The organism is Salinivibrio sp. ES.052, assembly GCF_900141775.1.
GTDB lineage: Bacteria > Pseudomonadota > Gammaproteobacteria > Enterobacterales > Vibrionaceae > Salinivibrio.
In genome coordinates this window covers 122,245-145,475 of record NZ_FSRI01000002.1, presented here as the reverse complement: position 1 = coordinate 145,475, position 23,231 = coordinate 122,245, and the positions used below count along the sequence as shown (strand labels likewise).

At 50.9% G+C, this 23,231-nt stretch carries 24 protein-coding genes; 11 read left to right on the top strand and 13 right to left on the bottom strand.

Features of this window, described 5'->3' with window-relative positions:
* Positions 1 to 2 precede the first annotated feature (2 nt).
* The 5 genes from BUQ98_RS10215 to rfaD are packed head-to-tail and all read right to left on the bottom strand — an operon-like array spanning position 3 to position 5,497.
* Positions 3 to 1,208 carry a glycosyltransferase gene (locus BUQ98_RS10215; protein ID WP_254813921.1) on the bottom strand — a complete coding sequence of 402 codons (1,206 nt, stop codon included), beginning with the start codon at positions 1,206 to 1,208 and terminating at the stop codon, positions 3 to 5.
* The gene (locus BUQ98_RS10210; protein ID WP_074213755.1) at positions 1,198 to 2,508 is read right to left on the bottom strand and encodes an O-antigen ligase family protein; all 1,311 of its coding nucleotides are present in this window, start codon (positions 2,506 to 2,508) and stop codon (positions 1,198 to 1,200) included. Before BUQ98_RS10210 ends, BUQ98_RS10215 begins: the two co-directional genes overlap by 11 nt.
* On the bottom strand, positions 2,505 to 3,530 hold the full coding sequence (waaF, locus tag BUQ98_RS10205; RefSeq protein ID WP_074213754.1) for a lipopolysaccharide heptosyltransferase II: 1,026 nt from the start codon (positions 3,528 to 3,530) through the stop codon (positions 2,505 to 2,507). Before waaF ends, BUQ98_RS10210 begins: the two co-directional genes overlap by 4 nt.
* The gene (gene lpxM, locus BUQ98_RS10200) at positions 3,527 to 4,507 is read right to left on the bottom strand and encodes a lauroyl-Kdo(2)-lipid IV(A) myristoyltransferase (RefSeq protein WP_074213753.1); all 981 of its coding nucleotides are present in this window, start codon (positions 4,505 to 4,507) and stop codon (positions 3,527 to 3,529) included. The genes waaF and lpxM overlap by 4 nt, the downstream gene beginning before the upstream one ends.
* A gap of 45 nt (positions 4,508 to 4,552) precedes the next feature.
* Positions 4,553 to 5,497: an ADP-glyceromanno-heptose 6-epimerase gene (gene rfaD / locus BUQ98_RS10195; protein WP_074213752.1), complete on the bottom strand. Its 945-nt coding sequence runs from the start codon at positions 5,495 to 5,497 to the stop codon at positions 4,553 to 4,555.
* Positions 5,498 to 5,600: 103 nt separating this feature from the next.
* Between rfaD and BUQ98_RS10190 the strand changes: the two genes are divergently transcribed.
* The 3 genes from BUQ98_RS10190 to tdh all read left to right on the top strand — a co-directional run bounded on the left by BUQ98_RS10190 (position 5,601) and on the right by tdh (position 8,707).
* A complete protein-coding gene (locus tag BUQ98_RS10190; RefSeq protein WP_074213751.1) occupies positions 5,601 to 6,269 on the top strand; it encodes a TetR/AcrR family transcriptional regulator in 669 nt (222 codons plus the stop codon).
* Between the two features lie 193 nt (positions 6,270 to 6,462).
* Positions 6,463 to 7,659, top strand: coding sequence for a glycine C-acetyltransferase (locus BUQ98_RS10185; RefSeq protein WP_074213750.1), 1,197 nt, complete (start codon positions 6,463 to 6,465; stop codon positions 7,657 to 7,659).
* 19 nt (positions 7,660 to 7,678) lie between these two features.
* Positions 7,679 to 8,707: an L-threonine 3-dehydrogenase gene (gene tdh, locus BUQ98_RS10180; protein WP_139294748.1), complete on the top strand. Its 1,029-nt coding sequence runs from the start codon at positions 7,679 to 7,681 to the stop codon at positions 8,705 to 8,707.
* 49 nt (positions 8,708 to 8,756) lie between these two features.
* Here tdh and BUQ98_RS10175 read toward each other — a convergent pair whose 3' ends face one another.
* Positions 8,757 to 9,890 (bottom strand): peptidoglycan DD-metalloendopeptidase family protein, encoded by a 1,134-nt coding sequence (locus tag BUQ98_RS10175; protein WP_074213748.1) that lies wholly within the window; start codon positions 9,888 to 9,890, stop codon positions 8,757 to 8,759.
* 8 nt (positions 9,891 to 9,898) lie between these two features.
* Positions 9,899 to 11,437, bottom strand: coding sequence for a 2,3-bisphosphoglycerate-independent phosphoglycerate mutase (gene gpmM / locus BUQ98_RS10170; RefSeq protein WP_074213747.1), 1,539 nt, complete (start codon positions 11,435 to 11,437; stop codon positions 9,899 to 9,901).
* A 482-nt stretch (positions 11,438 to 11,919) separates the two neighbouring features.
* Here gpmM and BUQ98_RS10160 point away from each other — a divergent pair, with 482 nt between their 5' ends.
* The 4 genes from BUQ98_RS10160 (at position 11,920) to cysE (ending at position 14,929) form a co-directional block, all read left to right on the top strand.
* Positions 11,920 to 12,381, top strand: a complete 462-nt coding sequence (locus BUQ98_RS10160; protein WP_074213745.1) for a rhodanese-like domain-containing protein — start codon at positions 11,920 to 11,922, stop codon at positions 12,379 to 12,381.
* A gap of 97 nt (positions 12,382 to 12,478) precedes the next feature.
* Positions 12,479 to 12,955: a protein-export chaperone SecB gene (secB, locus tag BUQ98_RS10155; RefSeq protein ID WP_074213744.1), complete on the top strand. Its 477-nt coding sequence runs from the start codon at positions 12,479 to 12,481 to the stop codon at positions 12,953 to 12,955.
* Between the two features lie 9 nt (positions 12,956 to 12,964).
* The gene (gene gpsA, locus BUQ98_RS10150) at positions 12,965 to 13,984 is read left to right on the top strand and encodes an NAD(P)H-dependent glycerol-3-phosphate dehydrogenase (RefSeq protein WP_074213743.1); all 1,020 of its coding nucleotides are present in this window, start codon (positions 12,965 to 12,967) and stop codon (positions 13,982 to 13,984) included.
* A 111-nt stretch (positions 13,985 to 14,095) separates the two neighbouring features.
* The gene (gene cysE, locus BUQ98_RS10145) at positions 14,096 to 14,929 is read left to right on the top strand and encodes a serine O-acetyltransferase (protein WP_254813920.1); all 834 of its coding nucleotides are present in this window, start codon (positions 14,096 to 14,098) and stop codon (positions 14,927 to 14,929) included.
* 115 nt (positions 14,930 to 15,044) lie between these two features.
* Here cysE and pfkA read toward each other — a convergent pair whose 3' ends face one another.
* The 3 genes from pfkA to BUQ98_RS10130 all read right to left on the bottom strand — a co-directional run bounded on the left by pfkA (position 15,045) and on the right by BUQ98_RS10130 (position 17,623).
* The gene (gene pfkA, locus BUQ98_RS10140) at positions 15,045 to 16,007 is read right to left on the bottom strand and encodes a 6-phosphofructokinase (RefSeq protein ID WP_074213741.1); all 963 of its coding nucleotides are present in this window, start codon (positions 16,005 to 16,007) and stop codon (positions 15,045 to 15,047) included.
* Positions 16,008 to 16,193: 186 nt separating this feature from the next.
* Positions 16,194 to 17,084, bottom strand: a complete 891-nt coding sequence (fieF, locus tag BUQ98_RS10135; protein WP_074213740.1) for a CDF family cation-efflux transporter FieF — start codon at positions 17,082 to 17,084, stop codon at positions 16,194 to 16,196.
* Between the two features lie 74 nt (positions 17,085 to 17,158).
* Complete coding sequence (locus BUQ98_RS10130) at positions 17,159 to 17,623, bottom strand: Spy/CpxP family protein refolding chaperone (protein WP_074213739.1); 465 nt, start codon at positions 17,621 to 17,623, stop codon at positions 17,159 to 17,161.
* A 162-nt stretch (positions 17,624 to 17,785) separates the two neighbouring features.
* Here BUQ98_RS10130 and BUQ98_RS10125 point away from each other — a divergent pair, with 162 nt between their 5' ends.
* The 3 genes from BUQ98_RS10125 to BUQ98_RS10115 all read left to right on the top strand — a co-directional run bounded on the left by BUQ98_RS10125 (position 17,786) and on the right by BUQ98_RS10115 (position 20,399).
* Positions 17,786 to 18,481, top strand: a complete 696-nt coding sequence (locus tag BUQ98_RS10125; RefSeq protein ID WP_074213738.1) for a response regulator — start codon at positions 17,786 to 17,788, stop codon at positions 18,479 to 18,481.
* Complete coding sequence (cpxA, locus tag BUQ98_RS10120) at positions 18,469 to 19,875, top strand: envelope stress sensor histidine kinase CpxA (protein ID WP_139294732.1); 1,407 nt, start codon at positions 18,469 to 18,471, stop codon at positions 19,873 to 19,875. The genes BUQ98_RS10125 and cpxA overlap by 13 nt, the downstream gene beginning before the upstream one ends.
* A 62-nt stretch (positions 19,876 to 19,937) precedes the next feature.
* Positions 19,938 to 20,399 carry a tRNA (cytidine(34)-2'-O)-methyltransferase gene (locus BUQ98_RS10115; RefSeq protein WP_074213737.1) on the top strand — a complete coding sequence of 154 codons (462 nt, stop codon included), beginning with the start codon at positions 19,938 to 19,940 and terminating at the stop codon, positions 20,397 to 20,399.
* 86 nt (positions 20,400 to 20,485) lie between these two features.
* On the opposite strand, the gene tpiA is transcribed toward BUQ98_RS10115, so the two are convergent.
* Positions 20,486 to 21,253, bottom strand: a complete 768-nt coding sequence (gene tpiA / locus BUQ98_RS10110) for a triose-phosphate isomerase (protein WP_074213736.1) — start codon at positions 21,251 to 21,253, stop codon at positions 20,486 to 20,488.
* 209 nt (positions 21,254 to 21,462) lie between these two features.
* On the opposite strand from tpiA, the gene BUQ98_RS10105 reads away from it, so the two are divergent.
* On the top strand, positions 21,463 to 21,879 hold the full coding sequence (locus BUQ98_RS10105) for a 5-carboxymethyl-2-hydroxymuconate Delta-isomerase (RefSeq protein ID WP_175566314.1): 417 nt from the start codon (positions 21,463 to 21,465) through the stop codon (positions 21,877 to 21,879).
* Positions 21,880 to 21,898: 19 nt separating this feature from the next.
* On the opposite strand, the gene BUQ98_RS10100 is transcribed toward BUQ98_RS10105, so the two are convergent.
* Together BUQ98_RS10100 and BUQ98_RS10095 are read right to left on the bottom strand one after the other, a co-directional pair.
* Positions 21,899 to 22,246, bottom strand: a complete 348-nt coding sequence (locus BUQ98_RS10100) for a DUF3135 domain-containing protein (protein ID WP_074213734.1) — start codon at positions 22,244 to 22,246, stop codon at positions 21,899 to 21,901.
* A 237-nt stretch (positions 22,247 to 22,483) separates the two neighbouring features.
* Positions 22,484 to 23,227, bottom strand: a complete 744-nt coding sequence (locus BUQ98_RS10095) for an FAD-binding oxidoreductase (RefSeq protein WP_074213733.1) — start codon at positions 23,225 to 23,227, stop codon at positions 22,484 to 22,486.
* Between the last annotated feature and the right edge of the window lie 4 nt (positions 23,228 to 23,231).

Here is a 23,231-nt window from a genome sequence, read left to right as displayed (position 1 = left end):
GTTTATCCTTTGTTATCTGTGCTCTGAAAGACATCTTGGTTTAGCTCTTTGTACTTTTGGACGATCGTGGCTTGGTTGAATTCAGCGAGTTTATCGTGAACGTATGCTTGTTCTTCCGTAGACCAGCCGGTATCGAGTGCTTTTTTCATGCAATCTGACATCGATATTTGCTCTTGATTACACAGATACTTCTCTAATTCGCCATTCATTATTTGACGAACACCGCCAGGGGAGTCCGTACAGACGATGCGTGTGCCACAGGCCAGAGCTTCAAGTAATACCATGCCGAGCCCTTCAAACCTTGAGCTCAATACAAAAAGATCGGCGTGTTTAAACCATGGGAAGGGGTTTTTACGTGCGCCTTTGAAAAACACGCGATGTTCAATCTTGAGTGCTTTTACTGACGCCTCGATATTGTCTCTATCTTTACCTTCACCCACGATAACCAGATCGTGATGGATATCATATGTCTTAACAAGGTGCGCGTATGCTTCGACCAGTAATGTAAAGTTCTTTACTTGAGTGAGTCGCCCAAGGCCAAGAATAAAAGGTCGAGGGTGCATATCGGGCTCTACCTTGTCCGCCTGCTCACGGATATACACGTCGTTGTTAGGGTTGCTAATCACTCTAGCTTGAGACGGCGTGATGACATGTGTTTGAGTCAGGGATTGGAACGTGTTGTAGGCACCATCTGAGACGCAGACAATACGTTTCTTATCGAACAGCGCTCGGTAAACTACACCGGATAAAACGCCATATTGCTGTGGCTTGATAATGTTTTCACAGACATAGACAAAGCGGTCATCATGCAGCGGCCAGAGTTGTTCAAAGGTGCCTTGGCCACGAAAAATGACCAAATCAAACGGTCCTTTTTCCGCTTCGAGCTGCCGTAATTTTCGCTTGAAGAAAAAAGCACTGGGATAGGCAAATAGCAGTGGGAAGGTTTTGCTGACCAGTGCATTAACCAGTTTACAAATCAAATAATAAAGCGCACCTATGCCAGTTTTTAACACTGATTTCTTAAGATCAAAAAGGCGGACGTCAACATCCGACGTCGGCTTTATATCTTGAGGTCGATTTTTGAGATAGATTAACGTGGCATCGTCACCATTGGCGGCGAATGCACCGGATAAATTAACCGCGACTCTCTCCATACCACCGAGTTTCAGACAATTGACGACAATCGCGACACGCATATCAATGCTCATCCTGTGTGTTGTTTTTTATGTTTGCTAGTGAGTAAAAACAGCCTGACACAATCACAAAAGCAAATACGCCAAGGCTTCGGCTGTTAAAGGTTTCGAAGGCATTGATCGTTAGCCAGTAGATAAAAAAGGCGATAGAGAAGAATGCGACTACCTTACCGTTCTCCGACGTATCGCGAGCGACAAAGCAACGCTTAGCAAGCTGGAAGTAGGTAAACAAAATCAACGCAAAGCCTGCTAAGCCATATGCGACTAACGATTCAATATGGCTACTATGTAAATGAGATAGGTTTTTGTATCTAGGAGTATTCTCCTTTAATGCAGATAGCTTTTCAGATGAAGAGATAACATGCCCGATACCATTTTCCCCCAGGCCTACCAAGGGACTCTTTTGAAATACATCCCAAGCGGCTAACCAAGAGTTGAGCCTGACACCGACACTGGTCATCGGGATGTTATCGAGGTTGCCCTGGACCACGCTCGAAATAACCGCGCTCTCTTTTAGCGCGCGGTTTTGAATATAGTCAGATTGACTGACTGCAAACAGGGTGACGACGACAAACGCATAGCCTAGGAGCAACTTCTTCTTTCCCTCAATGACGCCCACAAAGAACAGCAGTATCGGCGTTAATGCGCTGACGATCGCGAGGGCAAGCCACACTTGTCGCGACTGGCTGACCAGTGTCAATACGAGGCCTAGGATGGCTGAAAGTGCAAAGAACGCGCGAAGCGTCCAGCGACTTTTGTCGACGAGATAAAAGCTAAACGCCGAAATAATCGCGATCACACCGCCCAGCATGGAGGTGTATTGAGCATTCTTTAAGCCAAAGTCTACGCGGTGCGTGTGGAGCAGTTGCTGAATTTGGTTTGAGAAGTCGCTTTGTGTATAGCAAGCAATGAACACGCCCAGAACAAAGCAGGCGGCGAGCCCAATCACGGTGTCTTTTCGCCCTTGCAAGGCGAGGCCGATGGGGACGAACAAAAACAGTTTTGCCAGCCGGTCGACATGTGGATAGGCATTGGCAATATCAGGGATCTGTATCAAGCTATTTGCCCAACTCAGGCATTGGACAATAATGACACCGAACAAGGCCCACATAATGGGGTCTTTTTTCAGTTGAGGCCAATGGGTATAAAGCAAGGGTAAGCTTAACAACAAAAAGCCTGCGCGGAAGACTTCACCCACGTCAGGAAATGCGATTGCACACAAGGCATAACCGAACAGGAAAAAACGGGTGATTTGGTAATACAACTGATGTCTAAAGTATCGAGATACGGATGGTGTCGTACTATTGGTGCTCACGGTAGAATCCTTTTTACAACTCGGCTCGGGGCGAGATCGTTTAAACATTTTAAGTGCCCTAGGGGACATTCGCGCTGGAAGCAAGGACGGCACTCGATATCCGTGTGCACAATATCGACCTTACTGGTCAGCGGCGGGGTGTAATCAGGGGATGTCGAGCCGTAGATGGCGATCACTTGGCAGTTGACTGCCGCGGCGATGTGCATCAACCCCGAGTCATTGCTGACCACGGTTTGACATGCGCCTAAAAGGTCGACGGCTTCGATTAAGTTGGTTTTGCCTGCCAATACATGAATATTAGGCGCATGCTCTGCGAGAGCGGCAATTTTTTCACAGGTTTCAACATCTTTCGCCGAGCCAAATAGCCAGATTTGGTAGCCTTGTTGATGCGCTTGGCGTGCGACCTCAGCATAGTGCTGCTCAGGCCACTTTTTGGCCGGCCCGAACTCGGCACCCGGGCATAAACCAATCACGGGTTTGTCTTGGTTTAATCCCAGTTTGGCGATGACAGTCGTTTGGGCGTCTGGGTCGATGTCTAGCGCCGGCTTAGGGAGGTTGTCGAGCCCGCCCAGCGAGGCATAGCTTTGCATCTCGGTACGCGGGTGAGCGAGGGCAACATAACGCTCAACCATGTATTGAAACGCTTTCTTGTTGGGACGCAGGTCGTTGAGCAAGCCATAACGCATTTCACCTTTCCAACCCGTACGCGTCGGGATCCCCGCAAACCACGGGATCAGTGCGGATTTAGCGGAATTAGGCAACACGTAGGCGCGATCATAACCGTACTTTGCTAAGCGTTTCCCCAGTTGGTAGCGCTTACCCAGTGCCAATTCGCCATGGCCGAGTGGCATTTCAATGCTGCGATTAACCTCGGGCATGCGCGCGAGAATCGGCGCGCACCAAGCGGGTGCCATGACATCAATCTTGGCATCCGGGTGCTGTTGCTTGAGGGTTTTATACAAAGACTGCGACATCACCATATCGCCGACCCATGATGGGCCAATGATTAATACGCTGGTCATGATGCCCGTTTCCTCTTTGCTTCTTGGTAGATATTACGGCCGTCCTCGCGAGTACGAAGTAGCTGCAAGATCCACATGTATTGATCCAGCTGACCGTCGAGCATGGTTTCGATTTGCTGGTTCATCATGCGTGCGTCGGTGCGACTGTCTCCCGTTGGGAAGTCGTTAAACGCAGGGTGCACCTCGATGACGAACCGACCCGTCTGGGCATCAAAGCCTGACAGCACAGGGACAATATGCGAGCGGGTGACTTTGCTTAACTTGCCTAGACTCGGCAAGGTCGCTTTGGTGGTGGCAAAAAACGGCACGAACTCGCTGCTCTCATCTCGCATATCTTCGTCGGGCAAGTAGTAGCCCAAAAATCCGCGCTTAACTGCACGGATAAAGGGCTTAATCCCTGCCTCGCGCTCATAACAGTTACCGCCATATTGTACGCGTTGGCGATGCATCAGCCAGTCTAGTAGCGGGTTTTTTTGTCGTTTTGAGAATGCCGCCACGGGGAGCCCTTGCGAGGCAAATAAAATCGCGGCTGCATCGATGGCCCAAGTATGGGGCACAAAGAGGATCACTGCTTCGTCGTTATCAGTGTGCCGAGTGATATGTTCCATGCCAGTCACATCACAGTGGTGTTGAAACCACTGGCGACTGCGCAAGGTGATCAGCGGAAAGCTCAGCAAAAAGGCCCCTGCGGTGGTCAAGGTGTCGACTAATATGGCTTCGCGTGCTTGCACCGATTTCTCGGGAAAGCAGGCTTCCAGATTAAGCCAGGCGTTAAGGATCGTGCCTTTTTTCTTTTTAACCAGTTTGCGCGCCACCCATTGTGCGAAGCGATGCTTACCGCGCGCCGGCACCAGAAGACTGAAGGGCATTGCGATGAGTAGCATCAGCCACGTGCCCCAGTATTTGGGCGCTAAGTAAGCACGCGAGAACTCTGGGTTATACGCGTGCGTGTCGTAATCGTGTCGCTGTTTTGTCATTGCTCTTTCTCGCGTCCCACCATCAAGGAGGACGAATTGCTTTTATTAGCGATTGATTTCGGCTAGATAAGCGGCAACACCTTCCGCCACTGTCTTAAAGGAGGCGGTGTATCCCGCTTCACGCACTTTGGTCAGATCCGCTTGCGTGTACGCTTGGTAGCGACCTTTTAGGTGTTCGGGGAAGGGGATCTCTTCAATCTCTCCTTGACCGTGGAAGTCGATAACTGCGTTGGCAACCGCACTAAAGGGCTCGGCCCGGCCGGTACCACAGTTGTAAATCCCGCTGATTTGTTGTTGCCAGAACCAAATGTTCATCGCGCAAACATCACCGACATAGACAAAGTCACGCTTGAAGGTATCACTGCCTTCAAAAAGTTTGGGATTTTCGCCTTTTAGAATTTGTTGATTGAGGTGATAAGCCACTGACGCCATGCTGCCCTTGTGCTGTTCGCGAGGACCATACACATTAAAATAACGGAAGCCAGTAATCGGTGGCAGTGTCTCACCATGGGCCTTGGCATCTTCTTGCACACGACGGACATAGTTGTCGAATTGCTGCTTGGAATACCCATAAACATTCAGCGCGCCCTCATACTCTGGCGCTTCAATAAAGTCACTGTCGCGGCCGCCATAGGTGGCTGCTGACGAGGCGTAGAGAAAGGGAATATCGCGGTCAATACAATAATGCAACAGTTCTTTCGAGTACTCGTAGTTGTTGAGCATCATGTATTTGCCGTCCCACTCAGTGGTCGCCGAGCAGGCGCCTTGGTGGAATATCGCTTCGATAGGACCGAAGTTTTCACCGGCCATGATTTGGGTAAGAAAATCTTCCTTATCCATGTAGTCCGCGATGTCGAGGTCAACCAGGTTAACGAATTTGGTGCCATCTTTGAGGTTATCGACCACCACGATGTCACGGTAGCCTTGCGCGTTCAGTGCTTTTACTAAGTTGCTGCCAATCATGCCAGCACCACCAGTCACAAAAATCATATCGTTACCTAATTCATCTCTATATGGCGACCGACCCCGTCGCCATTACTGTTGACTGTGATAGTATGGTTGAGCATCAACCGGGCAGAGGACTGAACCATACATGAAAACCCGAGACCGAATTATCCATGCTGCACTGGCTTTATTCAATCAACACGGTGAGCCGAATATCACCACCAACCATATCGCGGCAGATCTCGGGATCAGCCCTGGGAACCTTTACTATCACTTCCGTAATAAAGAGGCGATTATACACAGTATATTCGACCAATACGCGCAAGATCTTGCTCTTGCCTTTGATCCTAGTCAGCCTCGCGACGATACCCAAGCCTTGTTGCAGCATTACTTAGACGCGACCTTTAGCTTGATGTGGCGCTACCGGTTTTTTTACGCCAATCTGCCGGACATTTTGCGCCGTGATGACGCGCTGCAGCAAAAATACTTGGGAGCACAGCAACAACTGCAAACCAACTTGATGACCATCTTGCTCCATTATCGCCAAGCTGGTTGGCTGAGCCTTAATGACAGTGCCTTATCTGCGGTCGGAGAAACGCTTAAGCAGGTGGCGTCAAGCTGGATTTTCTACCAAAGTGCACAAGCCCCACAAACACAAATCCATGCGGGAGTGATTTACAAAGGCGTTTTGCAGATGCTGGCATTGCTCCACCCTCTGACATCGGCACAGGGACAAACGGCCATCAATGCATTAGTAGACCATTATGAACAGCAATTAGTTCGCCAAGACTCACGATCGCTGGATACATTGAACTAAGCTATCTCTCTAGGCTGGTGTCGCGTTGCGCGATATTCGCCCAGCAGAGAAGTGATTACACGATATGAATCACTGTCTCGCGCCCCCTGTTGGCACAGAACGCATGAACGTGCCATGATAGCCACCAATCATTCGCCGTACATTTTATGTACGGCGGCCTTCCCAAAGTAATCATCACAGCATGGAGATTGCGATGACGGCTGCCTTCTATCAGCAAATCCGTCATCAGCTTGAGCAAGTAAAAGCTGATGGCTTGTACAAAAGTGAACGCCTTATTACTTCCCCGCAATCGGCCAGTGTGGCCGTTAATCATGAGCAACAGGTGCTCAACTTCTGCGCGAATAACTACCTAGGCTTAGCCAATCATCCCGCCTTGGTTGAAGCTGCCAAAGCGGGGATGGATGAGCACGGCTTTGGCATGGCGTCCGTGCGCTTTATTTGTGGCACGCAAGACGCCCATAAAACCCTTGAGGCTAAACTCTCTGACTTTTTGGGAATGGAAGATACCATTCTGTATTCGTCATGCTTCGATGCGAACACGGGCTTATTTGAAACCATCCTCGGCCCTGACGACGCGATCATCTCTGATGCGCTCAACCATGCGTCGATCATTGATGGTGTGCGCTTGTGTAAAGCCAAGCGATTCCGTTATGCCAACAATGATATGGACGAGTTGGAATCCCAGTTAAAAGCGGCGAAAGCGGCCGGTGTGGCGAATATCTTGATTGTGACTGATGGTGTCTTCTCGATGGACGGCGTGGTAGCGAATTTGCCGGCTGTGTGCGATCTGGCGGAGCAATATGGCGCGTTGGTGATGGTGGATGACTCTCACGCGGTCGGCTTTATGGGCCAGAACGGTCGAGGCACGCACGAATACCATCAAGTGATGGATCGTGTCGATATCATCACCGGTACCTTGGGCAAAGCCATGGGCGGTGCATCAGGAGGCTACACCTCAGGGAAAAAAGAGGTGATTGATTGGTTGCGTCAACGTTCGCGTCCTTACCTTTTCTCCAACTCTCTGGCGCCCGCGATTGTGTCGGCATCGATCCGGGTACTGGATATGCTGGCCGAAAGTGATCACTTGCGTGCTCAGCTCTGGGACAACAGCGCCCATTTCCGTAAGCGTATGAGCGACGCTGGTTTTACACTGGCGGGCGCTGATCACGCCATTATTCCCGTGATGCTCGGCGATGCCAAAGTGGCCAGTGAGTTTGCCGAGCGGATGATGCAAGAAGGCGTGTATGTGGTGGGCTTCTCCTTCCCGGTGGTACCGAAAGGACAAGCACGTATCCGTACCCAGATGTCGGCGGCGCATACGCGTGAGCAACTGGATCGTGCCATTGATGCTTTCATCAAGGTCGGTAAAGAAATGCAACTGATTGGGTAATGTCATGACACAAACAACCATGAAAGCCCTAGCGAAGCTAAAAGCCGAGCCTGGGATCTGGATGACAGAGGCCGAGCTCCCTGAGCTGGGCCATAACGATCTGCTGATCAAAATTCGCAAAACCGCCATTTGCGGCACCGATGTGCATATTTATAAGTGGGATGAGTGGTCGCAAAATACCATTCCTGTCCCTATGGTGGTCGGCCACGAGTACGTCGGTGAAGTGGTGGGCATTGGCCAAGAAGTTAAAGGGTTTTCGCTTGGTGATCGCGTATCTGGCGAAGGGCATATTACCTGCGGACACTGCCGTAATTGCCGAGGTGGGCGCACCCATCTTTGTCGTAACACCGAAGGGGTGGGGGTGAATCGCCCAGGCGCATTTGCGGAGTATTTAGTGATCCCTGCGTTTAATGCGTTCAAAATCCCCGATGAGATCTCGGATGATTTAGCCTCGATTTTCGACCCATTCGGCAATGCCGTGCATACGGCACTGTCATTTGATTTGGTGGGCGAGGATGTGCTGATCACCGGTGCAGGCCCGATTGGGATCATGGCCGCTGCGGTGGCGCGCCATGTCGGGGCACGCCATGTGGTGATCACCGATGTGAACGAATATCGCCTCGAACTGGCCCGCAAAATGGGCGTGACCCGTGCGGTCAATGTCGCCAATACCTCGCTGGAATCGGTGATGGAAGAGCTGGGAATGACAGAAGGCTTTGATGTTGGTCTAGAAATGTCAGGGGTACCGGCGGCATTTAATAGCATGCTGACAGCCATGAACCATGGCGGCAACATTGCGCTCCTTGGGATCCCACCCAGTGATATGGGGATTGATTGGAATCAGGTGATCTTTAAAGGCCTAGTGATTAAAGGTATCTATGGCCGTGAAATGTTTGAAACTTGGTACAAGATGGCCTCGTTAATCCAATCAGGGTTAGACTTGACCCCGATCATTACTCACCACTACCGCGTGGATGACTTCCAAGAAGGCTTTGAGATGATGTGTTCGGGGCAATCTGGCAAGGTTATCCTCGACTGGCAAGCATAACCCGTTGCGTGTCATTGCGTGATAACGCCCGCCAACGTGGTGGGCGTTTTTAATCCAACCAAGGGATGGGGTTGGTGGTATTGCCTTTGCGGCGAATTTCAAAATAAAGCGACGGTTGCGATTGTCCGCCACTGTCGCCGACCAATGCGATGGGCTCACCGGCAGTCACTGTGTCACCTACCTCTTTGAGTAATGCTTGGTTATAGCCGTACAACGTCATGTCGCCTTTGCCATGGTCTACGGCAATCAAAAGGCCATAGCCGCGCAGCCAGCTAGAAAGCACCACCTTCCCCGCATGAGCCGCCTTCACTTCGGTGCCACGCTTGGCACTGATCACAATCCCGTTCCAGGTTACCTCACCGGATTGACGCTCTCCAAAACGGTGGAGCAGCTTCCCAGGGGTTGGCCAACCGAGTTTTCCTTTAGCGTGGCCAATACCGGCCATGTTTACTTGCGCTCGTCGTGCTGCAGCCGCTATTTGTTCTTGTAAGCGTTGTTTATTGGCTTTTAGTTCCGCCAAATACGCACTATCGCTGGCAATTTTGGTGCGGATTTTTTTCGCAGTCTGGCTTTGCGAGGTTTGCTCACGCTCAAGATCTCGTTTTTTGTCGGTTAATTCAGCCACGAGGCTCGCTTGTTTGTTACGTTGCTGCTTGAGCTGGTGGGCCGTGAGCTGATAATCGGTGCGGGTCGCAGCTAATGATTCGATCGCCTCCTGCATGGTGCTTGCTAGCACTTCAGCATACTTCGTGAGTCGGTCGAGCTTGGTGGGTGACTCTTGGCTAAGTAGGCGTTTGAGTTGGTCATGCTCTCCCTGACGATACTGGGCGTCGAGTAGCTCCCCCAGTCGTGCTTGCTGGGCGATCACCTCTTGCTTGAGTCGAGCCTGTTTTTGGGTCAGGCGGGCGATTTTTGTGTCTGTGTGTTTCAGGGTACGTTGTGCTTGGCGGATACGTTTGGATAAGGCATCAATACGCTTGGACTGGGCTTTTAAGTCACTTTGGAGCGCGTCTAATTTCTTATTATGTGCAGCCAGTTGTGATTGTTGACGTGCAATTTCATCGCTCACGCCCTCTAGCTCAGAGTTGGCATGGACTGGGCTAACCAACAGACACAGAAAAACGCCAGTGCATAAAGCACTGGCGCGGAGGGTTTGAGCTAAGCGTGTTCGTATCTCCCGCATGGGGGTGATTATTTCAGATCGAACAGTGGCTTGCCAGTCATCTCTTCAGGGATAGGCATCTCTGATAGCGACAACATGGTTGGGGCTAGGTCAGATAGCTTACCGCCATCTTTCAAGCGCACTGGCTTACTGCCCACATACATCAGTGGAACGGGCAAGTTGGTGTGCGCGGTGTATGCACCACCGGTTTCCTCGTTAACCATCATCTCGGCGTTACCGTGGTCGGCGGTGATCAGCATTTGACCATCCACTTCTTTGATCGCTTCCAGGACACGGCCGATGCAATGATCGACGGCTTCACAAGCTTGAACTGCCGCGTCATACACCCCAGTGTGGCCAACCATATCACCGTTTGGATAATTACAGATGATCATGTCGAACTTACCTGATTTGATCGCATCGACCAGCTTGTCGGTGAGTTCTTCCGAGCTCATTTCTGGCTGAAGATCATAGGTTGCGACTTTTGGTGACGCCACCAAAGAGCGTTCTTCGCCCTCAAAGACCGTTTCCATGCCACCGTTAAAGAAGAAGGTCACGTGCGCATATTTCTCAGTTTCTGAAATACGTAGCTGGGTTTTCCCCTTTTTCGATAGCCACTCACCCAAGGTGTTAGACAGGCTTGTCGGTGGGAAGGCTACCGTGGTATCGATGTCTGCCGCGTACTCAGTCAGCATCACAAAATCAGACAGTTCCGCGTACTTCTTACGCGCAAAACCATCAAAATCAGGCATAAAGGCACGGGTCATTTCACGCGCACGGTCGGCACGGAAGTTCATAAAGACGACCGCGTCACCATCATTAATCGTCGCTTTATTATCGCCGTCGCGATGGATCTCTGTTGGTGCCACAAACTCGTCGTTTTCTTCACGGCTGTACGCCGCTTCTAGACCTTCAACGGCACTGTTTGCACGGTGCTCACCTTGAGCCAAAGTCAGTAAGTCGTATGCGCGTTCAACACGGTCCCAGTTATTGTCGCGGTCCATCGCGTAGTAACGTCCCACTAGCGAGGCGGTGCGTCCTTTTCCTAACTTGGCAAAAAGGGCGTCGAAACGCTCAAGTGACGCTTTTGCGCTACGTGGTGGCGTATCTCGGCCATCCAAGAAGGCGTGAAGATAGATTTGATCTGCGCCACGTTCAGCAGCCAACTCCACCATGGCAGCAATGTGATCTTCATGGCTATGAACGCCACCCGGTGACATCAGGCCCATGATATGTACGGCTTTGCCTTTATCGACGGCTTTATCGACCGCAGCAGTGAGCGCAGGGGTCTGGTTGAATTCACCATCGGCGATGGATTTGGTGATACGTGTGAGCTCCTGATACACCACGCGACCTGCACCGATATTCACGTGACCCACTTCAGAGTTACCCATTTGCCCGTCAGGCAGGCCAACGTCAAAACCTGATGCTGAAATCAAGGTGCTATTATCGGCCATCAGGCTGTCGATCACAGGGGTGTTCGCATTGGTAATGGCGTTATCGCTTTGTGGATCACGATAGCCCCAGCCATCGAGAATCACCAGAGCAAGTGGTTTTTTCGCAGACATATTACGTCCTCTTAATTCAAGCTAAAGACTGACATTGGATGCCACTGACATTGTATGTCATGGAGCAGCCACTGAGGCTTGGTGCCAGAGATTTGGCTAGCATCAGGCCTCAGTGGTGCAGTGTGCGTAATTTTACAACATTTTACGCAAAGATAAGTAGGCTAAGATCAATTATCCCAGCTGGCAAGTTAACCAGCAAGCGTTGCTTTACTTGCCTTCGACCCTTGACTCCCCTCATTATGGCGAAGATTGTCGGTATACGCGAATGGCTTCACTCGATGTTTGCGATTGATGAAACCTTCTTTCTTTTCAACTTATTGAGGGGGGAGAAAAAGCGTTGACTGAATACGGCGAGTGAGCAAGCGCGCGATTTCGTCTTGGCAGGCTGTAAAACCCTGGCGAGCAGGTTATACTCGACACCATTTTCACCCCTTGATGGACTCTCGCCATGCGGGACAAACAAGCAGTATAGAGCAAAGGTTATGCAGGAATATATCGATTTTGTCTCCAACAACATGATTATGGCACTGGTATGGGTTGGCTTGGTTGCCGCCTTATTAATGTCGCTAATCAAACAGAAAACCGCCGCTTATAAAGTGGTTACGCCTAACGATGCCGCCATTCTTAACAACCGTGAGAACGGGGTGTTTGTCGACATTCGTAGCCATGACGAGTTTCGTTCCGGTCATATCACAGGGTCGGTTAACTTATTGCCTAGTGAAATTAAGTCGCAGTCGTTTGGCGAACTTGAAAAACACAAAAATGCCCCCATCATCGTGGTATGTAAAACAGGTCAAACCGCGGCAGAGAGTGCCAACCAGCTTGCCAAGGCGGGGTTTGAATCTGTCTATGTTCTTAAAGACGGATTAACCTCTTGGAACGATGCCAAAATGCCGCTGGTGCGCGCAAAAAGTGCCAAAGGCAAAGGCAAAAAGAAAAAGTGATCCCTCACCCAAATCTCGAGCGATCGCATGACGCGGTGGCTCGCATTTTTTAATGTGCTTGGCGCATTAGCAATTTTTTAAATAAGGACGAACCATCATGGCTGAAGCCGAAAACAACCAACAAGCCGAGCAAAATTTTGCCATTCAACGCGTTTTTCTTAAGGACGTGTCTTTTGAAGCGCCAAATTCCCCCGATGTTTTTCAACAAGATTGGGCGCCAGACGTTAACCTCGATTTGGATACACAAAGCCGTGAGCTAGGTGAAGGGATTTACGAAGTGATCCTACGTTTGACCGTGACGGTCAAAAACCAAGAAAGCAGCGCGTTCTTGTGTGAAGTACAACAAGGTGGCATTTTCTCAGTGACCGGTATGGAATCGCCGCAACTGGCGCATTGCTTGGGGGCTTTCTGCCCTAATATCTTATTCCCGTATGCACGTGAGACGATTTCTAGCCTAGTGGTAAAAGGCACCTTCCCGCAGCTTAACCTAGCGCCAGTGAACTTTGATGCCCTGTTCATGAACTACCTGCAACAGCAGGCCGATGAAAAATCTGGCGAAGACGTTCAAGCCTAAGAGGATATGATGACGGATCTTGCTCCCACTCAAGACGCAGCCATTGCGGTATTGGGCGCTGGCTCGTACGGAACAGCGCTAGCAATTTCATTGGCGAGAAACGGTGCCACCGTCGTATTATGGGGGCACGATCCTGGTCATATCGCGCAGTTAGAAATGGATCGCGCCAATGAAGCCTTTTTGCCAGGCGTCACTTTCCCCGACTCACTCGTGGTATGCGCCGATCTTCCCATGGCTGTGAATGCCAGTCGTGATTTGTTAGTGGTCGTGCCTAGCCACGTTTTTGGGCAGGTATTGAGCCAAATTCGCCCCTACTTACGGGCAGATTCACGTGTATGTTGGGCCACTAAAGGCCTTGAGCCCGAAACTGGGCGCTTGTTGCAAGATGTCGCGCGCGAGCAGTTGGGTGAATCCCGTTCGTTAGCGGTTCTATCTGGCCCGACGTTTGCAAAAGAACTTGCGGCAGGCATGCCCACTGCGATTTCGGTTGCCTCTCCGGACCCTGAGTTTGTACGCGATTTGCAAGACACCATTCACTGCCAACATAGCTTCCGTGTTTACGGCAACCATGATTTCATTGGAATGCAGCTCGGAGGAGCAGTGAAAAATGTGATCGCGATTGGTGCGGGGATTTCCGATGGTATCGGCTTTGGCGCCAACGCACGTACGGCGTTGATCACGCGAGGCTTGGCGGAAATGACCCGATTGGGTGAAGCGCTGGGTGCCTCCCGAGACACTTTTATGGGGATGGCCGGCTTAGGTGATTTGGTGCTGACGTGCACCGATAATCAATCGCGCAACCGACGTTTTGGCCTCGCGCTTGGCGAAGGTGAAGATGTGCAAGTGGCGCAAGACAACATCGGTCAAGTGGTCGAGGGCTTTCGCAACACCAAAGAAGTATGGGCACTCGCCCAGCGCGCGGGCGTCGAGATGCCTATCGTTGAGCAGATTTATCAAGTTCTATATCAGGGTAAACTTGCCCAGCATGCTGCGCGAGATTTGCTGGCCCGTGATAAAAAATCAGAGTGATAGCAAAGATAAAGGATAAACGCGCGGGTGAGAACCGCGCGTTTTTTTATACACTGGCATCGGGCGTTGAGTCGTCTTGGTTGTAGGTTGTTTTTGATAAGGATGAAGGCAGTGAATCAGGCCAGAAAAGAATGCCAACAGTACCGTGTGTGGCAAGCGGTGAAAAAGGAAGCACGCGAGCATTCCGAACGCGAACCGATGTTGGCGAGTTTTTACCATGCCACCATCATTAAGCACGACAACCTTGCCAGTGCATTAAGCTATATTTTGGCTAATAAGCTTTCGACGCCGTCGATGCCATCCATGGCAGTGCGAGAAGTGATCGAAGAAGTCTATGCCAGTGATGCGTCTGTGACTGAATATGCGGCCTGTGATATTTGTGCCACGGTAGAGCGGGATCCCGCGGTGGAGCTTTACTCGACCCCGTTGCTGTACCTAAAAGGTTTCCATGCACTGCAAGGCTTTCGGGTGGCTAATTGGCTCTGGCACCAAGGTCGAAAAGAGCTGGCAACGTACCTACAAAATCAAATTTCTGTGACCAGCCAAGTGGATGTTCACCCCGCGGCCTGTATTGGTCGTGGCATTATGTTTGACCACGCCACGGGTATCGTGATCGGTGAAACGGCCGTGATCGAGGACAATGTATCGATTCTACAAGACGTCACCTTGGGCGGAACGGGCAAAGAGGGCGGCGACCGCCATCCGAAGATCCGCACTGGGGTGATGATTGGTGCCGGTGCTAAAATTCTCGGCAATATCGACATTGGTGAAGGTGCGAAAATCGGCTCATGCTCGGTGGTACTCAATCCTGTCCCTCCCCATACCACGGTGGCGGGGGTGCCCGCCAAAATTGTCGGCCGTCCGAGCTCGCAAATGCCTTCTCTGGATATGGACCAAGAATTTAACGGCTCACATAAAACCTTTATCTCTGGCGATGGGATATAAGCGAGAACGCTTTCTAAGAGACCGTCATGCGATCACCGCTTGCGCCAAGTGATGCGACAACACAAAAAACGGAGCCAAAGGGCTCCGTTTTATTATGGGTATATTGGCCGGATAATTAGAAGAGCTTTTCTGCGACTTCGTACAAGTCGTCGCGGAATGGACGCTTCATATTTTCAATCGCATCAATGATGTCGTGGTGCACCATTTTGTCATCCTGAATCCCCACACAACGACCACCTTCACCGTTTTGCAGCAGGTCGACGGCATAAGCACCCATGCGTGAAGCCAAAATACGGTCGAAGGCACCAGGCTGACCACCGCGTTGGATATGGCCTAAGATGGTTGCGCGCGTTTCGCGACCGGTTTCGGTCTCGATGAACTTCGCCAGCTCATTGGCATCGGTCATCAGCTCCGTAATCGCGATGATCGCGTGCTTTTTACCTTTGTAGATGCCTTCTTTGACTTTGGCCAGCAGCTTGTCTTTATCTAAACCGATCTCTGGGGTGATGATGTACTCACAACCACCGGCAATCGATGCCATTAAGGTTAAATCACCACAGTGGCGACCCATGACTTCGACAATCGAGATCCGCTGGTGCGACGACGAGGTATCACGTAAACGGTCGATAGCATCGATCACCGTGTTCAACGCCGTCATATAGCCGATAGTATAGTCAGTACCGGCGACGTCATTATCAATGGTCCCTGGTAGACCAATACATGGATAGCCCATCTCGGTCAGTTTTTTTGCGCCCATGAATGAACCGTCACCACCAATCACGACGAGCGCATCAATGCCGTGCATCTTTAAGTTTTGGATCGCTTGCTCACGGACTTTTTCGTCAGCAAATTCGGGGAAGCGGGCTGAACCTAGAAATGTGCCACCGCGGTTAATCACGTCAGAGACGCTTGTACGATTGAGACGTTCGATACGGTTTTGGTGTAGGCCAAGAAAACCGTCATAAATACCATACACTTCTAAGCCTTCGCTTAATGCGCTGCGAACAACGCCGCGAATGGCTGCGTTCATACCTGGCGCATCACCGCCACTGGTCAAAACACCAATTTTTCTAACCATGGTTACCCTCTGACTCTTCGTCACTTATTTCGTGCCGATTGCGGTAATGGCAACCTGCTTGCCCCAGTGAACCCGCAATGACGATTGCTTAAACTGTAATTTTCCTACTTCTGTAATAGTATTACAATTGCTGTAGTAAAAAAGTTGATACATGTCAGACCGACGAGCTTTTGTTCATGTCATTCATCACGCCTTTGCTTCTCGTGCTACCACGGATTTCGGATCTTGATGAATCATGACATCGGCGCCAGGAAAGGCGACCAACAGCCTATCTTCTACCTCATCGGCAATGGTATGTGCATCCACTAAGGGTAGCTCGTCTTCAAGCTCTATGTGCAGTTGGATAAATTTGGTCATGCCCGCTTGGCGTGTTCGTAATTGGTGAATGCCATGAACACCCACCACTGAACTAGAGAGGACGGCAATTTTTTCTTGCTCTTCAAGCGGTAACTGCCTATCGAGCAGTGATTGAATCGCCTCGTAAGCCATTTTTATTGCCTGGGATAAGATGAATACACTGATGCCGATCGCAAACCAAGCATCAGCGTGAACCCAGCCATACCAACTTAGCACCAGTGCCACGACAATAGCGATGTTCATCAATAAATCAGATTGATAGTGAAGGGCATCAGCCGCAATGGCGGGACTGGCGGTTTTCCGGATCACCCATTTTTGGAATAGTACTAACCCGAACGTGACGACCGTAGCCCCTAGGCTGACGGCAACACCAAGTTCTGGTGATGCAATCGGCATTGGCTTGAACAAACGTTCAAGGCCGCTGAGAAGTAAAAAAGAAGCAGAGCCGACGATAAATGTCGATTGTGCGAGTGCGGCAAGGGATTCTGCTTTGCCATGACCGAAACTGTGCTCATTGTCGGCGGGTTGGACTGCGTAGCGCACGACCACCAAGTTGGTTAACGAGGCAAGTAAATCGAGCAGGGAGTCGACAAACGAGGCAAGAACACTGACTGAGCCCGTCAGCCACCATGCGATCAGTTTGGCGAGCAGTAAGGTGGTGGCTACCGCAGTCGCTGCCCACGCTGCGGCTTCGACCCAAAAAGCATACTGTTTTTTCATAAAAGGGGCTGTGTCATTAAACGCAGCCCTTAGTATATAGGTTGTTTACGGTATGCGTATGACTCGGCGCAGATTTATCGTGAACAATTGCCACGGCGATCATGGTGACCTTGGCCGCGCTTGCCTGTTTCTTTATTCCAGCTGCCGTGTTGGCGTTGGTCATGCATCTTATCTAAAAAGGTTTCTTGCTGCTCTGGCGTCAACACTTGCATCATGGCATGCATGTGGCGAGCGCGCTCGATACCTTGGTCGTTCATCTGTCGGCCATGTTGTGGCATAGCATTGAATAGCTCGGTGGCCGCCGCTTCATCAAATTCAGGTTGAGTCAGCAGTGCCCCCATTTTCTGCCGGAATTCGTCACGCGCCTGGAGGCGCTGATCGCGATAGGTTTCGCGTAGGGTGTCGAGTTGTGATTGTTGTGCTGCCGTTAAGTCAAGATCCTGCCAGATCCCGCGGTTGGAGTCGCCACCGAAATGCGGGGCAGCCAAGGCGGGAATCGCAATGAGCGCGGCTGCTAAGCCAAGGGTTAAGCGTTTCATTCTTTCTCTCCGTGATTGAGTGTGTACCCTTTTAGCTTAACGACGGGGATGTAAAGTCACGTTATGCGATGTAAAGATGGGTAAAGTCACTTATGGTAATGCGTGGCTGTGATAAAAAGAGCCCACAGGGTAGGTTATTTTAAGTGGAGACATAGGCTGGCGATGCATCAGGTTTTAATTATTGATGATGACACAGCGTTAACGGACCTTCTGAGCGAACTGCTGTCCTTGGAGGGATTTTCGGTGCGCTGTGCGGATAACGGCCAAGTGGGTTTGGAGATGGCCAATGCGTCACCGCCAGATATTATTTTGCTCGATGTCATGATGCCGGTGCTTAATGGTATGGAAACCTTACGCCAACTGCGCGCTACCTCGAATGTGGCAATCCTGATGTTAACGGCGCGTGGCGAGGAAGTAGATCGGGTGATGGGGCTCGAACTTGGGGCGGATGATTACCTGGCCAAACCATTTAGCGATCGGGAGTTGTTAGCCAGAATGCGGGCTATTTTGCGGCGTACGCGTTTACCGGATCCTGAGCCGCCTTCCCAAGAGGAAGAGCCTGTCTTGGCGCATCACGATGTCTGCGTCTATCCACGGCGACTGGAAACGCTATGCCAAGATAAACTCGTTGAACTTACTGGGATGGAGACAGAAATGTTGGCGTGTTTATTGGCGCACCCGGGAGAAGTCGTGAGTAAAGCGCACCTGAGTGATCACGTTTTGGGTAAACGCCTGATGCCTTTTGATCGTGCTGTTGATGTGCATATTTCTAACTTACGTAAAAAGTTACCCGAGCGTCTCGATGGAAAACCCAGAATTAAAACGTTGCGAGGGAAGGGATATCTATGGGTCGACTAGGGCGCAGTCGTCAGCGTATTTGGCAAGCCATGTCTCGCTTCCCTTTTTTTAGCCGTTTGTATGGACGTGTTTTTGTGATTTTCTGGCTCACCTTATTGCTGGTTTTGGCCGCCGTGATCTGGGCCCAGCGTGGTGACCCTCGCTCACTGCATCCCGTGCCTATCTCAGAACAAGCGCACATTACCGACCAGTTAAACCCATTAGTCGCCATCGCCGCGGCACGAGATATTCCGATTGCGACCGTAGTAGCTCGACATAATCAACATCGCGGTCACCGCCATAACCGTGGAAAGAACACGCTTTACTGGGTGCCAAAGGCGGCCCGGCTCGATGATTTTCCCTCAGAGTTACGTCGCTTTATGTCCCAAACCACTGAAGCTGACAAGCCGATGCAACGTTTAGTGCGTCGAACCATGCTCGCCGGTCCGTTTCCAGTGATGACCGAGAAGGAGCAAGGTGCTCTTTATCATGCTCGGCGTTGGCAGCCTAGGCTTCCTTTTGTACTGAAAATATTAGAAAAACCACAGCATTTGTTGATTGTCACCATGCTGGTCAGTACGCCCCTGTTATTGTGGTTAGCGCATACTCTGACACGTCCCGCGCGCCGGTTTGAGGCTGCCAGTCGCCGGGTTGCTAGTGGTGAGTTGGTGACCGATCCAGAGTTAGAACGCGGACCGCGTGAGTTTAGTGAAGCAGGGAAGGGGTTCAACCATATGATCCGTGCCGTGAATCAAATGGTGACGGGACAGCAGCAATTGGTGTCCGATATTTCTCATGAATTACGATCGCCATTAACGCGTTTACAGATGGCGAGGGCATTGGCTGAGCGAGAGTTAGGGCAGAGTGACACCTTGGCCAGGATAGAACGTGAAGCGAGTCAGCTTGAAGCCTTAATTGCAGAGCTTCTCACTTTATCCAAACTGCAAGCACAAGGACAGCTTGAACGGGCGTCTGTTAGCGCCGAGTCACTGTGGCAGCCGGTGGTTGATGACGCGTGCTTTGAAGCTAACCAGCAGGGGAAGCAGGTAACAGTCAACACATGGCCATCCGCAATGCTGAGCGTGAATGTGCGGTTGGCCTGCAGCGCCTTAGACAACGTGCTGCGTAATGCAATCCGTTACGCTGACGCGCACATCGTGATTGACGTTCAGACTGACAGCAACATGCTCTTGATCTGCGTGTGCGATGATGGCCCGGGTGTACCTGAGTCGATGTTAGTGGATATTTTTCGCCCTTTCTATCGTGTTTCTGCTGCTCGAGATCGGCAGTCAGGAGGGACAGGGTTAGGGCTCGCGATCACCGCTCAAGCGGTTCAGCAACATGGTGGACAGGTCGTGGCACAAAATCGACCGACAGGTGGGTTGGTCGTCACCCTCCGTTGGCCGATCAGTTAATATTGCGCTGGGTTCCCGCGGTTGCGACAATAAGCGCCTGATTATCACTGTGGTAACTGACCATGTTTGACATTGCGCTCTATGAACCAGAAATTGCGCCTAATACGGGCAATATTATTCGATTATGTGCCAACTGTGGTGCCAATTTGCACTTGATTGAACCACTGGGCTTCGACTTAGAAGAGAAAAAAGTGCGCCGAGCGGGGTTGGATTATCATGATCTAGCGCGGGTCACGCGTCATGCGGATTATGCTGCATTTGTCGATGCGATGGCGGGACGTCGCATTTTTGCTTGCACGACCAAAGCGAGTCAGTTTCATACAGATGCCGAGTTTAGGCCTGGGGACGTACTGTTATTCGGGCCTGAGACACGGGGGTTGCCTCACGATGTGATCCAGGCGTTACCGGACGCGCAACGTCTACGTATTCCGATGCAACCCAATGCGCGCAGCCTTAATTTATCCAATGCGGTGGCCATTATTGGTTATGAAGCTTGGCGTCAATTAGGGTTTGAGGGCGCTTAATAAAAACCCGACAGGCAGAACAAAAAACGCCCCCTCGCTAGGCTGAGGGGGCGTTTTCTTATTAGCCAATTAGCTTTTTCAATCGATTAAACTTGTTTCGCTTCTGCAGCGGCTTTAGCAATGGCTGCGAAGCCGGCTGCATCAAGCGCGGCACCGCCGACTAGCGCACCGTCGATGTCAGGCATGGCGAATAGCTCTGCCGCGTTACCTGCTTTTACAGAGCCGCCGTACTGGATCACGACCTTGCTTGCTACGTCTTCGCTGTACGACGCAATGTGCTTGCGAATCGCTGCATGGATATCTTGCGCTTGCTGAGCCGTTGCTGCTTTACCGGTGCCGATGGCCCAGATAGGTTCATAGGCGATAATGGCGCCTTCGAGTGCTTCAACGCCTTGTGATTGGATCACCGCATCTAGCTGGCGTGAACAAACCGCCAGGGTTTCGCCTGCTTCGTTTTGCGCGTCTGATTCACCGATACATAGCACAGGGGTCAGGCCATTTTCTTTCAAGAAGGCAAATTTCTTCGCCACAAACTCGTCAGACTCTTGGTGATATTCACGACGCTCTGAGTGACCGATAATAATATGGGTCGCACCAAAGTCTTTCAGCATCTCTGCAGAGATATCACCGGTGAATGCGCCGCTGTTGTGTGTGTCGACGTTTTGCGCACCAAGCTTAATGGCGCTGTCTGCCAGAAGTTGCTCGGCTTGTGCCAGGTACATGGCTGGTGGCGCGACAGCCACGTCTACACCTTCAACGCTTTTGAGTTCAGCGTTCAGGCCGTTAAGTAGTTCAGTGACCATGGCTTTGCTGCCATTGAGTTTCCAGTTACCCATTACCAATGGACGGCGCATAGGAATTCCTCCGCGGTTTAGTTGATTTGAAGTCAAAAGATGTAAAGAAGGTAGTCTATTGTAGCGCGGCCTTCTCTGTTTAAAATCATAGAATGGCGAGAATGCCTTCGTTTTTACCCGTTTTACGTTTAAAAGGGAACCTTCACGTAGTAAATTTTCATCATAATGAGACCGAGACGGGCGCAAAAAGTGTGACAGGAACACTCGTGATGAACGCCATATTCCGGCACGATATCGGTTTATGTTTTCAACGGAGTGAAAGTATGCCCCATTTGGTGATGGAATACACCGAAGCGTTGGCTGAGCGGGTTAACATCGATCAGCTGGTGGACGATCTCCATCGAGCCGCCATCGCAACAGACTGTTTTGATCCAGAAGCACTAAAATCGCGTGCAGTGTCCTGTGGGGTTTGGCGTGTTGGTGCCCAATCGGATCGTGGTGAGTTTGTTCATGTAGAATTTAGGTTACTTGCCGGACGCAGTGACCAACAGAAACAATATATCAGTGACGCACTGACCCAGCCATTGCGCGAGCATGCGGGCCATGTGAGCAGCCTAACGGTCGAAATACGAGACATGGATACCAACAGTTATCGCAAGTGGGTTGGTTCAAACCAAGCGATGTAATTCGTTGCGCCAGTTTTGTCTATGAGCGTTCGGTGACATTGGAGGCCGCTCGGGCTGCTTGTCCGACTCTAAAATCCATGACATCGGCCTGATGACTGCGCAATGCATTTGGGTTTGTAAACGCAATAGCAAAACGCGAGTACTGGCGGCTGAGTGCTTGGAATAGCATCATATTAACGTGCAACGGATTTTTCCCATGGTCGATCATCCTATTGATATGGCTCAACATGGCATGAAGTTGCGGCTGGGTGGCGTGGGAGGCATTCGCAATCACGTCTTCGCTCATTTTCAGCCGGAGGGCTTCTAATGCATGAGGGTCGGACTGAGCCAAGGCTGCTAACTCATCAAAAGAAGGTAGGGTCTTCATAGCATACTCCTTACACGCCGTCGGTCGTCTGACCGTGTTACCAAAGCGTTAAGTTAACTATGAGTCGGAGTGTGTGGGGGATCAAATTCAGGCTGTCTGGCTAAATTGGCGTGCTGAATGGAGATGCAGACGCACTGGCGAACAATCAACTGAATCAATACCACTTTTCTTGGTTAATTATTGTCAATAAAAATGCCCTGCTTTACCGTATGCATACCAGAAAAGCAGGGAGCATGTTTACCAATAGTGCTCAGTCGTGACATTTCCCGGCTTACGGCGTAAGTTTTTACTCAGTCCTTTGCCTTCGAGTAAGCTTTTTACTTCTTTCACCATCGCGGGGTTACCGCACAACATGACTTGGCTATGTTCTGGGGTGAGAGGTAAGCCAACTACACGTTCGAGTAGCCCATCTTCGAGTGCATGGGTCACTCGCCCTGATAACGCGCCTGCTGTTGGTTCGCGGCTGACGAAGGGTTGTATCACCAACTGGTCAGGGTATTTTTCTTCTAGCGCGTTAATGCGAGCTTGATAGGTTAGATCAGCCGCAAAACGCACCGCATGGACCAAGATAATTTTACGAAAGCGCGACCAGACGTCACCTTGTTCCATGAGTGAGATGTAAGGGCCGATTGCCGTCCCTGTAGCAAACATCCACAGGTGTTGGCCTTGTGGGACTTCGTCGAGGGTAAAGTAACCGGCAGGATCTTGGGTGATCATTACATTATCGCCCGGTTCGAGTGCATGGAGTCGGGGTGACATCAAGCCATCGGCAACACGCGTGGCATAGACTTCTAAATATCTATTCTGAGGAGGATTCACAAACGAATAGGCGCGCTGGATCAGTTTTCCATCGATTTCCATGCCTAGTTTTGTGAACTGACCTGCCGTAAACGGCGCGACAGGGGCGGATAACACCAGGCTGAAGAGATCCTTCGTCCAATGTTGGTTCTCCACGACGTCAGCCTTGATCCAAGTGGCCATATTA

Coding starts and splice junctions, on each gene's coding strand:
- BUQ98_RS10215 (WP_254813921.1), bottom strand. CDS start 1,208: ATGAGCATTGATATGCGTGTCGCGATTGTCGTCAATTGTCTGAAACTC.
- waaF (WP_074213754.1), bottom strand. CDS start 3,530: ATGACCAGCGTATTAATCATTGGCCCATCATGGGTCGGCGATATGGTG.
- lpxM (WP_074213753.1), bottom strand. CDS start 4,507: ATGACAAAACAGCGACACGATTACGACACGCACGCGTATAACCCAGAG.
- rfaD (WP_074213752.1), bottom strand. CDS start 5,497: ATGATTTTTGTGACTGGTGGTGCTGGCATGATTGGCAGCAACTTAGTA.
- BUQ98_RS10190 (WP_074213751.1), top strand. CDS start 5,601: ATGAAAACCCGAGACCGAATTATCCATGCTGCACTGGCTTTATTCAAT.
- BUQ98_RS10185 (WP_074213750.1), top strand. CDS start 6,463: ATGACGGCTGCCTTCTATCAGCAAATCCGTCATCAGCTTGAGCAAGTA.
- tdh (WP_139294748.1), top strand. CDS start 7,679: ATGAAAGCCCTAGCGAAGCTAAAAGCCGAGCCTGGGATCTGGATGACA.
- BUQ98_RS10175 (WP_074213748.1), bottom strand. CDS start 9,890: ATGCGGGAGATACGAACACGCTTAGCTCAAACCCTCCGCGCCAGTGCT.
- gpmM (WP_074213747.1), bottom strand. CDS start 11,437: ATGTCTGCGAAAAAACCACTTGCTCTGGTGATTCTCGATGGCTGGGGC.
- BUQ98_RS10160 (WP_074213745.1), top strand. CDS start 11,920: ATGCAGGAATATATCGATTTTGTCTCCAACAACATGATTATGGCACTG.
- secB (WP_074213744.1), top strand. CDS start 12,479: ATGGCTGAAGCCGAAAACAACCAACAAGCCGAGCAAAATTTTGCCATT.
- gpsA (WP_074213743.1), top strand. CDS start 12,965: ATGACGGATCTTGCTCCCACTCAAGACGCAGCCATTGCGGTATTGGGC.
- pfkA (WP_074213741.1), bottom strand. CDS start 16,007: ATGGTTAGAAAAATTGGTGTTTTGACCAGTGGCGGTGATGCGCCAGGT.
- fieF (WP_074213740.1), bottom strand. CDS start 17,084: ATGAAAAAACAGTATGCTTTTTGGGTCGAAGCCGCAGCGTGGGCAGCG.
- BUQ98_RS10130 (WP_074213739.1), bottom strand. CDS start 17,623: ATGAAACGCTTAACCCTTGGCTTAGCAGCCGCGCTCATTGCGATTCCC.
- BUQ98_RS10125 (WP_074213738.1), top strand. CDS start 17,786: ATGCATCAGGTTTTAATTATTGATGATGACACAGCGTTAACGGACCTT.
- cpxA (WP_139294732.1), top strand. CDS start 18,469: ATGGGTCGACTAGGGCGCAGTCGTCAGCGTATTTGGCAAGCCATGTCT.
- BUQ98_RS10115 (WP_074213737.1), top strand. CDS start 19,938: ATGTTTGACATTGCGCTCTATGAACCAGAAATTGCGCCTAATACGGGC.
- tpiA (WP_074213736.1), bottom strand. CDS start 21,253: ATGCGCCGTCCATTGGTAATGGGTAACTGGAAACTCAATGGCAGCAAA.
- BUQ98_RS10105 (WP_175566314.1), top strand. CDS start 21,463: ATGAACGCCATATTCCGGCACGATATCGGTTTATGTTTTCAACGGAGT.
- BUQ98_RS10100 (WP_074213734.1), bottom strand. CDS start 22,246: ATGAAGACCCTACCTTCTTTTGATGAGTTAGCAGCCTTGGCTCAGTCC.
- BUQ98_RS10095 (WP_074213733.1), bottom strand. CDS start 23,227: ATGGCCACTTGGATCAAGGCTGACGTCGTGGAGAACCAACATTGGACG.